Below are 14,976 nucleotides of genomic sequence, written 5' to 3'. Positions count from 1 at the left end.
ATCATGGGGCCGCGGCAGGCGCGCCGACGTCGTGCACGGCGGCGCGCAGGGCGTCCGCGAGGCGGGCGGCCGGTTCGGCGAGCGGCTGGGGAAGGCGCGCCAGGAGAATGCGTCGCTGCTCGTGCGGGCCGCCGCGCACCGCGAGGACCCGCACTCCGGGCGGCACCGCGGGTAGGAGTGATGCGGGAAGAGTGGTCAGCCCACATCCGGCCGCGACGAGGCTCAGCTTGGCCAGCCAGTCGGTAGCCGTGTGCGCGATCTCCGGCCGCTCGTCGAGTCCGGGCCAGACACCCAGCCGCTCCTGCTCTCGGGTGGACGGGCTCGCGATCCAGCGCTGACCACGCAGATCGGCGACGTCGACGGAGTCCGCCGCGGCGAGCGGGTGGGTGGCAGGCACCGCGAGGCGGAGGCTGCGTTCGGCGAGCACCTCGAACTGCAGGTGTGGCGACTCGGCGTCGGGCGGCCGGAACGGCGGCAGGGATGCCACCACCGCGAGATCGATGCTGCCGGCGCGCAGGGCACGGACCAGTGCAGACGTGCCGCCCTCCTGCGTGGTGACGATGATGGCGGGGTGGGTCCGGCGCAGCGCGGCGAGGGCGCGCGGCACCAGGAGAGCGCCGGCGCTGCTGTACCAGCCGAGCCGAACCGTTCCCGCCTCGGGCGGCATGCCTGCGAGATCCCGCGCCGCGGCGTCGATCTCGTCGAGCACCGTGACGGCCCGGCGCAGCACGAGGTGCCCGGCTGCGGTCAGCCGCACCCCGTCGTGGCGCCGCTCCAGCAGGCGGGCCCGCGCCGCGCGCTCGAGCGAGGCGATCTGCCGGGAGACCCCGGACTGGGTGAAACCGAGCGCCTCCGCGGCCGCGGTGAGCGTGCGGCGCTCGGCCACCTCGCGGAAGACCCGCAGCGCGACCAGCGAGACGTCGCCGAGGTCCATGAGCTTTACGCATACCAGGTCTGCGTAACTCGCGCTGGTCGCATGATTCTCACCTTCCTAGCCTGGCCACGTGGCAGATACACGAATCGCCCTGGTCACCGGGGCGAACCAAGGCATCGGCTTCGCGCTCGTCGAGGGGCTGGCCGCTCGAATGGATCCCGACGACCTGGTGCTGCTCACCGGACGCAACGCGCAACGGGTCGCCGACGCCACCGCGATCGTCGCAGCCGCACCCGGCACGAGGAGCCGGGTGGAAGGCCGCCTGCTCGACGTCACCGACACGGACGCCGTGGCGCGCCTGGCCACGGAGCTCGAGGAGAGTCACGGTGGGGTGGACATCGTCGTCTCCAACGCGATCGCCCGGATCACGCCGGACCGGCCCCAGTCCGAGCAGGCCGACGAGTTCATCGACGTCGCGAACGGAGGCACCCACGCGATGCTGCGCTCGTTCGGCCCGGTTCTGCGCCCCGGCGGACGGCTGATCGTCGTGGCCAGCTCACTGGGAACGCTCGGTCGTCTCGACCCGCAGCTCCATCCCCTGTTCGACGGCGCCTCGCTCGACGAGGTCGAACACGCCGTCGAGTCCTGGCGTGCGGCCGTCCACGCCGGAACAGCCGAGGAGGCGGGCTGGCCGCGGTGGATCAACGTGCCGTCCAAGGTGGCTCAGGTTGCCGCGGTACGAGCGGTCGCGGCGCAGCGCCGGGAGACCGATCTGCCTGCGGACATCCTGGTCGCGGCGGTCTGCCCCGGACTCGTGGACACACCGACCTCCCGGCCGTGGTTCGACGACTTCAGCCGGGCACTCACCCCGGCACAGGCCGCACAGGCCGTGCTCGACCTGGTGCTCGCGGACCACGTCGACCCAACCCGCTACGGGGAGCTCGTCCGCTTCGGCCGCGTGTTGCCCTGGCACAGCGGAACGCCCGCCCGGGACCAGGACGAACTTCTCAGTACGTAAGGAACTCTCGCCGAGTCCCTACGGGCCGCTGTCCGCTGACCACGGTGTGGTGCAACCAGCGGGACGGCCGTGTGGGTGGCATGCGAGCATTCCTCGCCGTGACCAGACCCGTGATCTTCGTCGGCGGCCCCCTCAATGGACAGGTCGCCGAACGCATCGGCGAACAATGGGACCAGTACCGCGACGACTCCGGCGACCCCCTCTCCCGCGAGATCGGCGAGAAGATCAGGTACAAGCAGCCGGCCAGCGAGCGGCAGCACTACTACCTGGCGTTCATCGCCGGCCAGAGCGACGTCCTCGGCGACTGGGTGTACGTGCACCTGCCGCTCGTGGGCTACTACAACGCCGCCGGGACGTGGAAGGCCAACCTCCACGCAGCGGTGGAAGCGATGCAGTCGGAGCAGGTGAAAGCCGAGTAGGCGGTTGCGGGCGTAACACGCTGGGCGCCGCCGGGGCCGATCAGGTGCCCGGTGGGGCCAGGCGGGGCTCGACGCGTTCGGCGTGCTGTGCGACCGGCCGGCGCAGCGTTCACCCCGCCCGCCGTCCCGACCGGTCAATCGCGCACGTCTGCAGGTCCCCCTGGTGCGCCGAGATGACGAAGCCGGGCGAAGCACGACGAACCTGAAGATCATCACGCGCGGACGGAGCAGTAGGCTACGCCGAACAGACCAGCGCCAAACCACTCATCGCGTCCCAAAGGGCGCACACCGCCGACCGAACTCAGCTTGGCAACCCGGACACCCCTGACCTCCCTAGATTTCCGCCGTGGCCGTACCTCCCTCCATTCAGGATCCGCCCCTCACCATGGCCAATGCCGGGCGCGTCGCCGCGTTCCTCGTGGTGCTCGCTCTCACCGTGGCGGGTGGTTGGCAGGCAGGCCGCATCCTCGATCCGCCGCCCCCGCCCGCCCCCGATTCCGCGCACGGCCACCCGTGACCGCGGTCCTGTCCGCACCGACCGCGGACACCGAGCTGATCGTCGAAGGCATGACGTGCGGAGCGTGCGCCGCGCGCGTCGAGCGGACGCTGCGCAAGCTCGGCGACGTGCAGGCGAGCGTCAACTACGCGACGGGCCGGGCTGCAGTCACGCACGGCGGCACCGTGAACGTCGAGGATCTCGTGGCCGCGATCGAGCGCGCCGGCTACACGGCCCGGCAGCCGGAACCGGCCACACGCGACGACGAGGCCGAGCTGGCCCAGGACCTCGAGCTCGACGGACGGCGGCTGCAGCTCGTCGCGTGCGCGGCGCTGGCCGTGCCGGTGATCGTGTTGTCGATGGTTCCCGCCATCCAGTTCCCGTACTGGCAGTGGACCGCACTCGGCCTCACCGCACCTGTCGTGCTGTGGGGCGCGCTGCCGTTTCATCGCGCGGCGCTCAGGAACCTGCGACACGGGTCCGCGACGATGGACACCCTGGTCTCCGTCGGGACGCTCGCCGCGTTCCTCTGGTCGGTCTACGCCATGATCTTCGGCACGGCGGGCAGGCCGGGCCTCACGCACACCTTCGACCTCACGCTCTCCCCGAGCCGCGCACCAGGACAGATCTACCTGGAGGTCGCCGCTGGGGTCACGACGTTCGTGCTCGCCGGGCGTTACCTGGAGGCGCGGGCCCGCCGGCGCTCGGGAGCCGCGCTCCGCGGCCTGCTCGCGCTCGCCGCGACGGACGCCCGGCTGCTGGTCGACGGGCGGGAACACCTCGTGCCGGCCGAGCGGCTGGCCGTCGGCGACACCTTCGTGGTGCGACCCGGTGAGAAGGTCGCCACCGACGGCGTGGTGGTCGAGGGTTCGTGCGCGGTCGACACCGCGGCGATCACCGGGGAACCGGCGCCCGTCGACGTCACGGCGGGCGATGACGTGATCGGCGGGTGCGTCGTACTCGGTGGCCGACTCGTCGTGCGGGCCACCCGTGTCGGGGCCGACACCCAGCTCGCGCGCACGGCCGCCCTCGTCGAGCGCGCGCAGACCGGGAAGGCCGCCGTGCAGCGGCTCGCCGACCGCGTCTGCGGCGAGTTCGTGCCGGTCGTGTTCATGCTCGCCGCCGCCACCTGGGGGTTCTGGGCCGGCTCCACCGCCGGAGCGGGCACGGCCTTCGCCGCCGCCACGGCGGTTCTGATCGTCGCCTGCCCGTGTGCCCTCGGGCTCGCCACGCCCACCGCGCTTCTGGTCGGCACCGGCCGCGCCGCGCAGCTCGGCGTGCTCGTCACGGGGCCGGCGGTGCTCGAGTCCACCCGCCGGGTCGACACCATCGTGCTCGACAAGACCGGCACGGTCACGACCGGCGAGATGAACGTGACCGACGTCGTGCCCGTCGACGGTGAGGATCGCGACGAGGTGCTCGCCGTGGCCGGCGCGCTGGCCGGCACGTCGACGCACCCGGTGGCCCAGGCGGTCGCCCGCTACGCCGCCGAGCAGGGGGTGGACACCACCGCCGAGGTACGCGAGGTCGTCTCGCTGGACGGGCTCGGCATGCAGGGCGACATCGGCGGCAGCGAGGCGCTGCTCGGTCGGCCCCGCCTGCTGCAGGAGCGCGGCATCGCGCTTCCCGACGCCCTGGACGGGCTGCTCACGGACGCCGCGGCGTCGGGACGCACGACCGTGACCCTGGCCTGGGCCGGTCGCGCCCGTGCGGTGCTCGTCCTGTCCGACACGATCAGGCCGACCAGCGCCGAGGCGATCGCCGAGCTGCGCAGGCTCGGGCTCGAACCCGTGCTCCTCACCGGTGACGGCGAGGGCGCCGCACGCGCGGTCGCGGACACGGTCGGGATCACCACCGTGGTGGCCGAGGCGCTCCCGACCGACAAGGTCGAGCTCGTCGCGCGGTTGCAGTCGCAAGGCCGGGTCGTCGCGATGGTGGGCGACGGCATCAACGACGCCGCCGCGCTGGCGCAGGCCGACCTCGGCATCGCCATGGGCACCGGCACCGACATCGCGATGTCGGCAGCCGACATCACGCTCGTCCGCGCCGATCTCACGGCGGCCGTCGATGCCATCCGGATCTCCCGCCGCACCCTCACCGTGATCAAGGCCAACCTGGCCTGGGCCTTCGGCTACAACATCCTCGCCCTGCCCATCGCGGCCGCGGGGATGTTGCATCCCATGCTCGCGGGGGCCGCCATGGCGGCCAGCTCCGTCCTCGTCGTCACCAACAGCCTCCGGCTCGCCGGGCGGCGGCGCACCGCGTGACCACGGATCTCCCGACAGCACGATGGGCGGCTCCCCGAGTGGGGAACCGCCCATCGGCAGCCCTACCGTGCCCGGCGCGCGGTGTTCACCGTGCGGCCGAGGCTGCCCTGCGCTTCGTCCAGATGTCGTAGGCGACCGCGGCGAGCAGCACGAGGCCCTTCACCAGCATCACGCGCTCGCTCGGAGCGCCGATGAGCGACATGCCGTTGTTGATCACGGCCATGATCAGGCCACCCGTGATCGCCCCGACCACCTTGCCGACGCCGCCCTGCACCGCCGCGCCTCCGATGAACGCGGCGGCGATGGCGTCGAGCTCGAAGTTGGTGCCCGCCGTCGGACCGGCCTGGTTGAGCCGGCCGGCGAAGATGACGCCGGCCAGCGCCGCCAGCACCCCCATGTTCACGAAGATCCAGAAGGTCACCGACTTGACCTTCACGCCTGACAGGGTGGCCGCCGAGAGGTTGCCGCCGATGGCGTAGATGTGCCTGCCGAAGACGGACCGGGTGGTCAGCAGCGTGTACCCGAGCACGAGCACCGCGAGCAGCACCAGCACCCACGGCAGGTTCCGGAACCGCGCCAGCTGCACCACCACGGCCATCACGATGACGGCGGCCGCGACGATCTTGAGCACGAAGATGGGCATCGGGTCGACGATCTGCCCGTACCCGAGCCTCCCCGCGCGCTGCCGCCACTGCGCGATGGCGTAGCCGGCCACCACTGCGAGACCCACCAGCAGGCTCAGCAGGTCGGCGCCGCCCAACGGACCGAGCCCGATGTTGCCCAGGTAGCCCTCGGTGAAACCGTTGGACAGCGTGCGGATCGGGTCCGGGAACGGCCCGATCCCCTGGTTGCCGAGCACGGTGAGGGTGAGCGCCCGGAAGAGCAGCATCCCGGCGAGCGTCACGATGAACGCGGGGATCCCGAAGTACGCGACCCAGAATCCCTGCCAGGCCCCGACGAGGGCGCCCGCCACGAGCGTGATGAGCACCGCCAGTGGCCACGGCACCTCGAGGTTGACCATCAGCACCGCGGACAACGCTCCCGTGACCGCCACGACCGAGCCGGCCGAGAGATCGATGTGCCCCGCGATGATGATCAGGATCATCCCGATCGCGAGGACCAGGATGTAGGAGTTCTGGACGATGATGTTGGAGATGTTCTGCGGTGTCAGCAGCGCGCCGTCGGTGAGCACCGAGAACAGCACGACGATCAGCACGAACGCGACGTAGATGCCGCTCTGCCGGGGGTTGATCGAGAACCGGCGCAATGCCGGTGACGACGGCGGGGCCGGAGGCAGGCCCGTCCCGCCCGGAGCGGCGGCCCCGATGTCTGCGGAGGTGGTGCTGGACATGGGTTCGCCTACTCCTGTTCCGTGGTCATGTACTGCATGAGCCGTTCCTGGGTCGCGTCCTCCCGGCTCACCTCACCGGTGATCCGCCCGCTCGAGAGCGTGTAGATCCGGTCGCACAGGCCGAGCAGCTCGGGCAGCTCCGAGGAGATGACCAGCACCGCTTTGCCCTCGGCGGCGAGACTGTTGATGATCGTGTAGATCTCGTACTTGGCCCCGACGTCGATGCCACGGGTCGGCTCGTCGAGGATCAGCACGTCCGGGTCGGTGAAGATCCACTTCGCCAGCACGACCTTCTGCTGGTTGCCGCCGCTGAGCTTCCCGGTCACGCTCTGGACGTTGCGGGCCTTGATGTTCAGGCTGCGCCGGAACCCCTCGGCCACGCGGTACTCCTCGTTGTCGTCCACCCAGCCGCGGCGGGCGAGCTTGCCCAGCCGGGCCGCGGAGACGTTGCGCTTGATGTCCTCGATGAGGTTGAGGCCGTAGCGCTTGCGGTCCTCGGTGACGTAGGCGATGCGATGACGGATCGCGTCCTGCACCGTGCGCACTTGGATCTCCTGGCCGTCCTTGATGAGGCGCCCGGAGATGTTGGTTCCGTAGGACCGGCCGAACACGCTCATGGCCAGCTCGGTGCGACCTGCGCCCATCAGACCCGCGAGCCCCACGATCTCGCCGCGGCGCAGGGTCAGGTTCGCGCCCGAGACCACGACCCGATCGGGCTGGCTCGAGCTGTGCACCGTCCAGTCCTCGATCCGCAGCACCTCCTCCCCCACGTTCGACTCGTGGGGCGGGAAGCGGTTCTCGAGGGCCCGGCCGACCATCAGCGAGATGATCCGGTCCTCGGTCACCTCGTCGGCCTTCATGTCCAGCGTCTCGATCGACCGCCCGTCCCGGATGATCGTGATCGAGTCGGCGACGGCGGCGATCTCGTTGAGCTTGTGGGAGATGATCACCGAGGTGATGCCCTCGTCCCGCAGCCCGCGGAGCAGGTCGAGCAGGTGCTCCGAGTCGTCGTCGTTGAGGGCCGCGGTCGGCTCGTCGAGGATGAGCAGCCGCACCTCCTTGGACAACGCCTTCGCGATCTCCACGAGCTGCTGCTTGCCCACACCGAGGTCGAGCACCGGGGTCACCGGGTTCTCCGCGAGACCCACCCGGGCCAGCAGGGCCGCCGCCTGGTGGTTGGTGCGGTTCCAGTCGATCAGGCCACGGGTGGCCTGCTCGTTGCCCAGGAAGACGTTCTCGGCGATAGAGAGCTGCGGGCACAGCGCCAGCTCCTGATGGATGATCACGATCCCGCGCTGCTCGCTGTCGCGGATGCTCGAGAACGTGCACAGCTCACCGTCGAAGTGGATCTCACCCTCGTAGTCGCCGTGCGGGTACACCCCGGAGAGCACCTTCATGAGCGTCGACTTCCCGGCGCCGTTCTCCCCGCAGATGGCGTGGATCTCCCCGCGGCGCACCGACAGGTTGACGTCCTCCAGCGCGGTCACGCCAGGGAACCTCTTGGTGATCCCCCTCATCCGCAGGATCTCGTCGACCATGACCCCTACCTCAGCTGGTCGGCGGTGTAGTAACCGGAGTCGACCAGCACCTTCTGGTAGTTGTCCTTGTCGACCACCACCGGCTGCAGCAGCTCCGAGGGCACGACCTTGTTGCCGTTGTCGTAGTCGGTGGTGTTGTTGACCTCGGGCTTGCCGCCCTTGATCACGGCGTCGGCCATCTTCACGGTCACGTCGGCGAGCTGCCGGGTGTCCTTGTAGACCGTGGAGTACTGCTCACCGGCGATGATCGACTTCACCGAGGCGACCTCGGCGTCCTGGCCGGTCACCACCGGGTACGGGTGATCCTGGGTGCCGTAGCCGTTGCTCTTGAGGGCCGACAGGATGCCGATGGACAGGCCGTCGTAGGGCGAGAGCACGCCTTGGACGGTGGCGCCGCCGCTGTAGGTCGAGGTGAGCAGGTCCTCCATGCGCCGCTGCGCCGTGGCCGGGTCCCACCGCAGGATCGCCACCGTGTTGAAGTCGGTCTGCCCGCTCTTCACGACCAGCGTGCCCTTGTCGATGTAGGGCTTCAGCACCGACATCGCGCCGTTGAAGAAGAAGGTGGCGTTGTTGTCGTCGGGCGAGCCGCCGAACAGCTCGATGTTGAACGGGCCGGTGGCCGTGCCGTCGGTGCCGTCGGCGTTCTTGAGCCCCAGGCCGGTGAGCAGCGACGTCGCCTGCTGCACCCCGACGGTGAAGTTGTCGAACGTGGCGTAGTAGTCGACGTTCGGGCTGTTGCGGATCAGGCGGTCGTAGGAGATCACCGGGATCTTGCTGTCGGCCGCCTCCTGCAGCTGGGTCGTGAGGGCCGTGCCGTCGATCGAGGCGATCACCAGCAGCTTGGCGCCCTTGCTGATCTGGTTCTCGATCTGGTTGACCTGCGTCGGGATGTCATTCTCCGCGTACTGCAGGTCGACGGTGTACCCGAGCTTCTCCAGCGCGCTCTTGATGTTGTCACCGTCATGGATCCAGCGCTCGGACGCCTTCGTCGGCATGGTGACGCCCACCAGGCCTCCGGCGGCGGAGGTGGCCCCACCGCTCTGCTGATCGATCGTCTTCTCGCTCGATCCACAGGCCGCGAGCGCCGTGGCAAGCACGATGCCTGCGGCCGCCGTGGCCAGCCGTGCCAGCTTCATTTTCTCTCCCGTGACTAGATGGATCATCCGTGAACCGGAACCGGGCGCACGCCGGGCAAATCCTGGGATCGGGCGTGCGCGGTGCCGGCCCGGATCACGTCGGCGGACGGCCGCCGGACGCAGGGCGGCGCGAGCCGCGGTGCGACCGTGATAGCCGCCGCCGGAGGGGGACTGCCGTGCCCAGCGGAACGGGAGCGCGCAGCAGATGGTGGTCCACATGCGGTCGATCAGGCCGTGGGCGTGGCCGGAAACGCTGTACTCCGCCATGCCGGCCGTGCCCGGGCGTCCACGGCCCACACCCGCGGTGAGCGCGCTGTGCGGGGTGGATCGATGCCAATGGGACACCCTCGTCCGGGGAGCAGGCGGAGCCGTGAAGGATCACGCGGGGGGAGATGTTAGCGCTCACAACTTCGCGCGGGCAACCCACCCGCCGCGGTGGGCATGCCCTGGTCGCCGAACGCCATCGAGCGCGCTCAGCCCGTGAACACCGCACTCACCAGGATCACGTTGACTACAGTTCCCCCGGCGATGCTGATGATCACGTTCCGGAGCAGGAGGTGCAGACCCACGGTGGCGATCAGGGCGAGGCCGACCGGCAGGCCGAACGGGTACGCCGACAACGGTACGTCGCGGAGCGTGTGACCGACGAGGATCACCATCACACCCACCGGCATGGTGGCGCCGAGGTAGGGGACGATCGCGCTCTCGCGCAGCGGCGCGAGAAGGGCGAAGGGCACCGCGCGCAGCGTCCACGTGATCGCCGCGCACAGGAGAACTGCCGCGATCAGATAGCCGGTCTCAGGCACGGCGACCGGCCTTCCCGGCGATCACGTACCTGGCGACGAGGAATGCGGTGAACATGCCCATCGCGGCGAGGACCATCTGCTCGCCGAACAGCAGATGCCCGATCAGGGCGCACGCGACGGCGACGATCGCGGCCGGGACGTCGCGGCGGGCGCGGAACGCGTCGATACCCAGCACCACGAACAGGGCGGTCACCGCGAAGTCCAGCCCCACCGCCCCGGCCGGGATCAAGGTGCCGCCGATCGCCCCGACGGTCACGCTGCCCACCCAGAAGATCTGGACGAACGCCTGCACCCACACGATGCGCGCCCGGCTCCAGTTCCGGGCTTCCGGCCTCGCCGTCAGGGCGAACGCCTCGTCCGTGAGCGCGAAGGTGCTGTAGGCCTTCCCCGCCACGCCGTGCACCCGGTGCAACGGGAAGGACAGCGCGTAGAACACGTGCCGGACGTTCACCACGAAGGCGGTGGCGGCGATCTGCCCGAGCGGGGCGAAGGTCATGACCAGGCCGAGCAGCAGGAACTCGAGCGACCCGGCGAAGATCACGGCAGAGAAGATCGTCGACCACCACCAGGGCAGGCCCGACTGCGACACCAGCACGCCGAACGCCAACCCCATCGCGGCGGCCGCGACGGCCACCGCCAACGAGTCCTTCAGCGCGAGCAGTACGACTGGTCGAGGGACGGTTCGAGAGTCCTCGTCAGGGGCAGGAACAGCGCCATCGCTCTCCACCTCGGACACTCGGTAATTTTATGTCGTATCGCGAGATATTAGATTTCCAGTTGTGCCGATATCCTTGCCAGATGCGCAACAACCGCCGTCTCGATGCGATCGATCGAGACATATTGTTTCACCTCCAGAAGGATGGGCGGCTGAGCAACGTCGAGCTGGCCAGGCGCGTGGGCCTGACCCCGCCGCCGTGTCTGCGACGGGTCAAGCGACTCGAGGAGGACGGGATCATCACCGGCTACCGCGCGGTGGTCGATCCGACCGCTGTCGGGCGGGGCTTCGAGGTGACGGTCTCGGTCGAGATCCGGGTCACCGATCTCGGGACGCTGCGCGACTTCGAGGACACCGTCGCCACGTTCGACGAGGTGGTCGAACTGCGCCGCGTCTTCGGCACACCCGACTACTTCCTGCGGGTGATGGTGGCGGATCAGACCGAGTACGAGACCCACCACATGAAGCTGCTCGGCCTGCCGGCCGTGTCCCGGGTCGTGTCGCACCAGACCATGAAACGCATCAAGTCCCAGGACTGAGCCTCGTCAGGTCGCGGAGGTCACCGCCGTGGCCGGGCCGCCGTCTGAATCACACGGCGCTTCCGGGACTCGGACGGTGCGATCACAGCAGCCCTACTTCCGCGAGCTTCGCCTCGTAGATGTCGAGCACCTCTTCCTCGTCGCCGCCCGCAGCCTCGGCCTGTTCCCAGATGCGGTCGAACACCGGCTCCGACTGCTCGTACTGCTGCCTCCACCGCTCCGCGTCGCGGCGCCAGTAACCGATCACGCCGTAGCTGCCCACGGGCATCCCGCGTTCGTGCCGCAGGTACTTCCGCACCGCCCTGGTCGCGGCCGCCTCCCCGGCGACGTAGATGTAACCGGGGCCGTCGGGCAGTCCGATCCCGCGCGCCATCTCCTCGAGGATGCTGTTCGACGCGAGATCGGTGTTGTGCACCCACGTGGTCATGGCCCCGGGTAGGGGGATCTCGTCCCCGGGATCGGGGATCTCGATCGCCGCGAGCGTGCGCACACCGAGCGGCGCCGTCTCGGCGATGCGGGAGAGCGCCGGCAACGCCGCTACGTCGCCGAGCAGCACCTGCCACACCGCGTCGGCGGGACGGCGGAACCAGCTGTTGCGGACGGACATGCTCACCGTGTCGCCCGGCTGGGCACGCCGGGCCCAGCTCGCTCCGATCCCGCCCTCGTGCGTGACCACGTCGAACGTCAGCCGCGCCGACGCCGGATCGAAGGCGCGAATCGTGTACCACCGGCCGTGGTCGTCGACCCCTCCGCCGGGCAGCGGCAGATGCAGGAGGCACGCCTCGTCGGGCACCCCCGACACCGCGAAGTCCGCGAGCCCCGACCCCTCGAACACCACCCTGATCAGGCTCGGCGACATGCGCCGTACGTCGACGGCTTCCATCTCGATGGTCTCGAGCTGCTGGCCTGCCATCCCACCCCCGCTATCCACGTATTGAGTTAGCGCAGCCTAAGCTAAGGCCCGGTGTGGAGGCCAGAGTCCGGTTCGATCTCGCCGCCGCCAGGCCCGCAATTCCGTGAACGGGGCATACGTTCCCGGCGCGGGCGAGATCCAGGGACCCCAGGGCCACCGACGCACCCTCCGAACCCCTGCGGCCTACGCTCGGCTCGAGGCCGACCAGCAGCACACCGCCGCGCTCGCCCAGGCCGGGCCGTCGACGCCTGACCACATCTGACAAGAAGGACCACCATGGAGTTCGGGATCAATGCGTTCGTCACCGACGAGGGCCTCAGGCCAGGCCCCTTCGGGAAGGCGGTCGAGGAGCGCGGGTTCGACGCCCTGTTCGTCGCGGAACACAGCCACATCCCGGTCGAGCGCCGCACGCCCTACCCCGGAGGAGGTGACCTTCCGAACCAGTACTACCGGGCGCTGGACGTGTTCGTCGCCCTGACCGCCGCCGCCATGGCCACCACCCGGCTCCGGGTCGGCACCGGCGTGGCTCTCGTACCCCAACGCGACCCCATCAGCACCGCGAAGGAGGTCGCCTCCCTCGACCTGGTCTCCGACGGCCGCGTCATCTTCGGCGTCGGCGTGGGCTGGAACCGCGAGGAGATGGAGAACCACGGCACCGACCCCGCCACCCGCGGACGCCTCGCCAACGAACGGCTCGAGGCCATGCGTCAGATCTGGACCAACGAACAGGCCGAGTACCACGGCGAGTTCGTCGACTTCGACCCGATCTACTCCTGGCCCAAGCCCGTGCAGAGCCCCCATCCGCCGATCTACGTCGGCGGCGGCACAGCAGCCTTCCCCCGCATCGCACAGCTCGACGCCGGCTGGTTCCCCAACACCACGTCGCCCGAGCAGCTTGCGCCGCAGATCACCCAGCTGCGCGAGACGGTCGGCGCCCACGTCCCGGTCACGGTGGGACACATCGCGCCGGTTCGGCCCGAGCTCATCGAGGGCTACCGCGAGCTCGGCGTCGAACGCGTGGTGTTCCACGTGCCCGCCTCATCCGAGCAGGCGACGCTCGAACGCCTGGACCTTCTGGCCGAGACGGTCGCGCAGGCCACTCCGGCGTAAGGACCGAGGCGCGCGGCCGTGATCCCGCCGCCGCGTCGAGCGGAAACCGATCACATCGCAGGAATCAACCGATCTCTGCGATGTGATCGAGAAGCGATGTCAGCGTCCGCTCGTCGGTGGCGGGGGCGATCACGGTGATCCGGAGGTAGCGGCTCCCACCGAGGTCCGTGGAGGAGAGGTGGAAGCTCCCCTCGTCCATCATGCGCTCACGGATCACGGCCTGGTCCGCGGTGCCGTACCGGAAGCAGACGATGTTGCTCTCCGGCTCGTACGGACACTCGAAGCCGGGGCGCTGCGTCGCCAACTCCCAGAAGCGATGCGCGGTGGCGTACTGCCGGGCCACGTAGTCACCCAGCCCGCGCTCGCCACGCCAGGCGAGGTTGAGGAAGAGCTTCAACCCCTGCTCGGCCTTGGTGCCCTCGACGGTCCGTCCGATGAGGTCGAAACGCTGGTCGCCGTAGAACAGGTACGAGCCCTCCTGCTGGAAGGCCGCATCGAGATCAGCATGGCGTCGTGTGAGGACGGCCGCCGCGAGGCTCGACGTCCGCAGCATCTTGTGCGCATCCCAGATCACCGAGTCGGCGAGCTCGATCCCGTCGAGCAGCCGCCGGTGCTCGTCCGACAGGAGCGCCGACGCGCCGTGAGCGCCGTCGACATGGAACCAGATCCCGTGATCGCGACAGAACTCGCCGACGCCGCGCAGGTCGTCGTAGAGACCCGTGCCGGTGGCGCACGCATTGGCGACGAGCGCGATCGGGCGTCGACCGTGCTCGAGGGACTCGGGGAGCCGGGCCACGTCGATCCGGCCCAGATCATCCACCGCGAGCGGGACGACACACTTCGTCCCGAGACCGAGGATGCCGGTGGCGCGGGTCAGGGAGTAGTGGGCCGAGGCAGGCGCGAGCAGCGCGAGGTCGGCCGGGTTGCCGTCGGCCCATGCATCGGGAGCCGCGGCAGCCCGTGCGGCCAGCAGCGCCGTGAGATTGGCGAGCGAGCCCCCATGGGTGAGCACGCCGCCGCTGTCGGCACCGAAACCGACCTTTTCCAGCATCCATTCGAGCACCGCGAACTCGACGGTGGAACCCGCCGCTCCCATCTCGTAGATCGCCGTCGGATTATTGGTGGCTCCATGGATGAAGTCGGCGAGAGCGGCGGGAAAATCGGGCGACGCGTCCTGATGGGCCAGATAGGCCGGATGATGCAGCCGGGTGCCCTCAGCGAGATAGGTGCGGAGGAAGTCCCGGTAGCTGTCCGCGGTCATGCCGCCCTCGCGGATGTACCGCCGAAGATCCAGCCGCGTCTCGAGCTCCTTCGGCGTCCGGCGCCGGAGAACGGGACCGAGGCCCCGCTGGCTGTCATCGACGTATGCGGCCAGTTGCTCGGTTGTGACCTCGGCGACCTTGGTGAACTCCTCGATGTCCCAGCGTCCGACGGGGCCGTGACGCTCCTCCCCGTGGGTCCGGAAGTTGTGCGGCATGCGTCAAGCCTTGCACCAGCCGGCGCAAAAGACGCAGCTCTTGACGATATGCCTACCCCCTCCCCGGCCTCGCGGGAAGCGGAGAGAAAATCCGTCCACGTCCCCCGATCCGGAGATCGAACGCGACGAGTCGTCCGGACAACCAGTAGCACGGATATCCGGCCTCGGACCGCGGCCGCTACTAGGCTCCGGCGGGAAGAGCCACGCCCATCGACGTCGTGGATCCGTCCCGCATCCCACAGCGAGGAAGTCATCGTGCCCGTGCTCTGCCCTCTCCACGCCGCCCAGGCCTCTGGCCCTGCCCTGCCCGCCCGCCG

At 69.8% G+C, this 14,976-nt stretch carries 14 protein-coding genes; 6 read left to right on the top strand and 8 right to left on the bottom strand.

Annotation, left to right across the window (positions count from 1 at the left end):
- Window position 1: 1 nt before the first annotated feature.
- Window positions 2-934, bottom strand: a complete 933-nt coding sequence (locus tag MMF94_RS30650) for a LysR family transcriptional regulator (protein ID WP_241040883.1) — start codon at window positions 932-934, stop codon at window positions 2-4.
- Window positions 935-1,004: 70 nt separating this feature from the next.
- Here MMF94_RS30650 and MMF94_RS30645 point away from each other — a divergent pair, with 70 nt between their 5' ends.
- The 4 genes from MMF94_RS30645 to MMF94_RS30630 all read left to right on the top strand — a co-directional run bounded on the left by MMF94_RS30645 (window position 1,005) and on the right by MMF94_RS30630 (window position 5,074).
- Window positions 1,005-1,892, top strand: coding sequence for an SDR family NAD(P)-dependent oxidoreductase (locus tag MMF94_RS30645; protein WP_241040882.1), 888 nt, complete (start codon window positions 1,005-1,007; stop codon window positions 1,890-1,892).
- A gap of 98 nt (window positions 1,893-1,990) precedes the next feature.
- The gene (locus tag MMF94_RS30640) at window positions 1,991-2,311 is read left to right on the top strand and encodes a hypothetical protein (RefSeq protein WP_241040881.1); all 321 of its coding nucleotides are present in this window, start codon (window positions 1,991-1,993) and stop codon (window positions 2,309-2,311) included.
- Between the two features lie 346 nt (window positions 2,312-2,657).
- Window positions 2,658-2,828: a hypothetical protein gene (locus MMF94_RS30635; RefSeq protein ID WP_241040880.1), complete on the top strand. Its 171-nt coding sequence runs from the start codon at window positions 2,658-2,660 to the stop codon at window positions 2,826-2,828.
- Complete coding sequence (locus tag MMF94_RS30630) at window positions 2,825-5,074, top strand: heavy metal translocating P-type ATPase (RefSeq protein ID WP_277398860.1); 2,250 nt, start codon at window positions 2,825-2,827, stop codon at window positions 5,072-5,074. Before MMF94_RS30635 ends, MMF94_RS30630 begins: the two co-directional genes overlap by 4 nt.
- A gap of 85 nt (window positions 5,075-5,159) precedes the next feature.
- On the opposite strand, the gene mmsB is transcribed toward MMF94_RS30630, so the two are convergent.
- The 5 genes from mmsB to MMF94_RS30605 form a co-directional block, all read right to left on the bottom strand.
- On the bottom strand, window positions 5,160-6,425 hold the full coding sequence (mmsB, locus tag MMF94_RS30625) for a multiple monosaccharide ABC transporter permease (RefSeq protein ID WP_241040879.1): 1,266 nt from the start codon (window positions 6,423-6,425) through the stop codon (window positions 5,160-5,162).
- Window positions 6,426-6,433: 8 nt separating this feature from the next.
- Window positions 6,434-7,963 carry a multiple monosaccharide ABC transporter ATP-binding protein gene (mmsA, locus tag MMF94_RS30620; RefSeq protein ID WP_241040878.1) on the bottom strand — a complete coding sequence of 510 codons (1,530 nt, stop codon included), beginning with the start codon at window positions 7,961-7,963 and terminating at the stop codon, window positions 6,434-6,436.
- A 5-nt stretch (window positions 7,964-7,968) separates the two neighbouring features.
- Window positions 7,969-9,099, bottom strand: coding sequence for a multiple monosaccharide ABC transporter substrate-binding protein (gene chvE, locus MMF94_RS30615; RefSeq protein WP_241040877.1), 1,131 nt, complete (start codon window positions 9,097-9,099; stop codon window positions 7,969-7,971).
- 473 nt (window positions 9,100-9,572) lie between these two features.
- Complete coding sequence (locus tag MMF94_RS30610) at window positions 9,573-9,905, bottom strand: branched-chain amino acid transporter permease (protein WP_241040876.1); 333 nt, start codon at window positions 9,903-9,905, stop codon at window positions 9,573-9,575.
- A complete protein-coding gene (locus MMF94_RS30605; protein ID WP_241040875.1) occupies window positions 9,898-10,641 on the bottom strand; it encodes an AzlC family ABC transporter permease in 744 nt (247 codons plus the stop codon). Before MMF94_RS30605 ends, MMF94_RS30610 begins: the two co-directional genes overlap by 8 nt.
- 11 nt (window positions 10,642-10,652) lie before the next feature.
- On the opposite strand from MMF94_RS30605, the gene MMF94_RS30600 reads away from it, so the two are divergent.
- Window positions 10,653-11,159, top strand: coding sequence for an Lrp/AsnC family transcriptional regulator (locus MMF94_RS30600; RefSeq protein WP_338104382.1), 507 nt, complete (start codon window positions 10,653-10,655; stop codon window positions 11,157-11,159).
- Between the two features lie 82 nt (window positions 11,160-11,241).
- On the opposite strand, the gene MMF94_RS30595 is transcribed toward MMF94_RS30600, so the two are convergent.
- On the bottom strand, window positions 11,242-12,072 hold the full coding sequence (locus MMF94_RS30595; RefSeq protein WP_241040874.1) for a siderophore-interacting protein: 831 nt from the start codon (window positions 12,070-12,072) through the stop codon (window positions 11,242-11,244).
- 276 nt (window positions 12,073-12,348) lie between these two features.
- On the opposite strand from MMF94_RS30595, the gene MMF94_RS30590 reads away from it, so the two are divergent.
- A complete protein-coding gene (locus tag MMF94_RS30590; RefSeq protein WP_241040873.1) occupies window positions 12,349-13,182 on the top strand; it encodes an LLM class F420-dependent oxidoreductase in 834 nt (277 codons plus the stop codon).
- Between the two features lie 64 nt (window positions 13,183-13,246).
- Here the strand turns inward: MMF94_RS30590 and MMF94_RS30585 are convergent, their stop codons facing one another.
- The gene (locus tag MMF94_RS30585) at window positions 13,247-14,659 is read right to left on the bottom strand and encodes a pyridoxal phosphate-dependent decarboxylase family protein (RefSeq protein WP_241040872.1); all 1,413 of its coding nucleotides are present in this window, start codon (window positions 14,657-14,659) and stop codon (window positions 13,247-13,249) included.
- Window positions 14,660-14,976 lie beyond the last annotated feature (317 nt).

It is taken from the genome of Pseudonocardia alaniniphila (genome assembly GCF_022524485.1).
Lineage (GTDB): Bacteria > Actinomycetota > Actinomycetes > Mycobacteriales > Pseudonocardiaceae > Pseudonocardia > Pseudonocardia alaniniphila.
Note: the sequence above shows the minus strand (reverse complement) of the source record. Positions and strands in the feature narration are given on the sequence as shown.

Coding starts and splice junctions, on each gene's coding strand:
- mmsA (WP_241040878.1), bottom strand. CDS start 7,963: ATGGTCGACGAGATCCTGCGGATGAGGGGGATCACCAAGAGGTTCCCT.
- mmsB (WP_241040879.1), bottom strand. CDS start 6,425: ATGTCCAGCACCACCTCCGCAGACATCGGGGCCGCCGCTCCGGGCGGG.
- MMF94_RS30600 (WP_338104382.1), top strand. CDS start 10,653: ATGTCGTATCGCGAGATATTAGATTTCCAGTTGTGCCGATATCCTTGC.
- MMF94_RS30650 (WP_241040883.1), bottom strand. CDS start 934: ATGGACCTCGGCGACGTCTCGCTGGTCGCGCTGCGGGTCTTCCGCGAG.
- chvE (WP_241040877.1), bottom strand. CDS start 9,099: ATGAAGCTGGCACGGCTGGCCACGGCGGCCGCAGGCATCGTGCTTGCC.
- MMF94_RS30590 (WP_241040873.1), top strand. CDS start 12,349: ATGGAGTTCGGGATCAATGCGTTCGTCACCGACGAGGGCCTCAGGCCA.
- MMF94_RS30585 (WP_241040872.1), bottom strand. CDS start 14,659: ATGCCGCACAACTTCCGGACCCACGGGGAGGAGCGTCACGGCCCCGTC.
- MMF94_RS30595 (WP_241040874.1), bottom strand. CDS start 12,072: ATGGCAGGCCAGCAGCTCGAGACCATCGAGATGGAAGCCGTCGACGTA.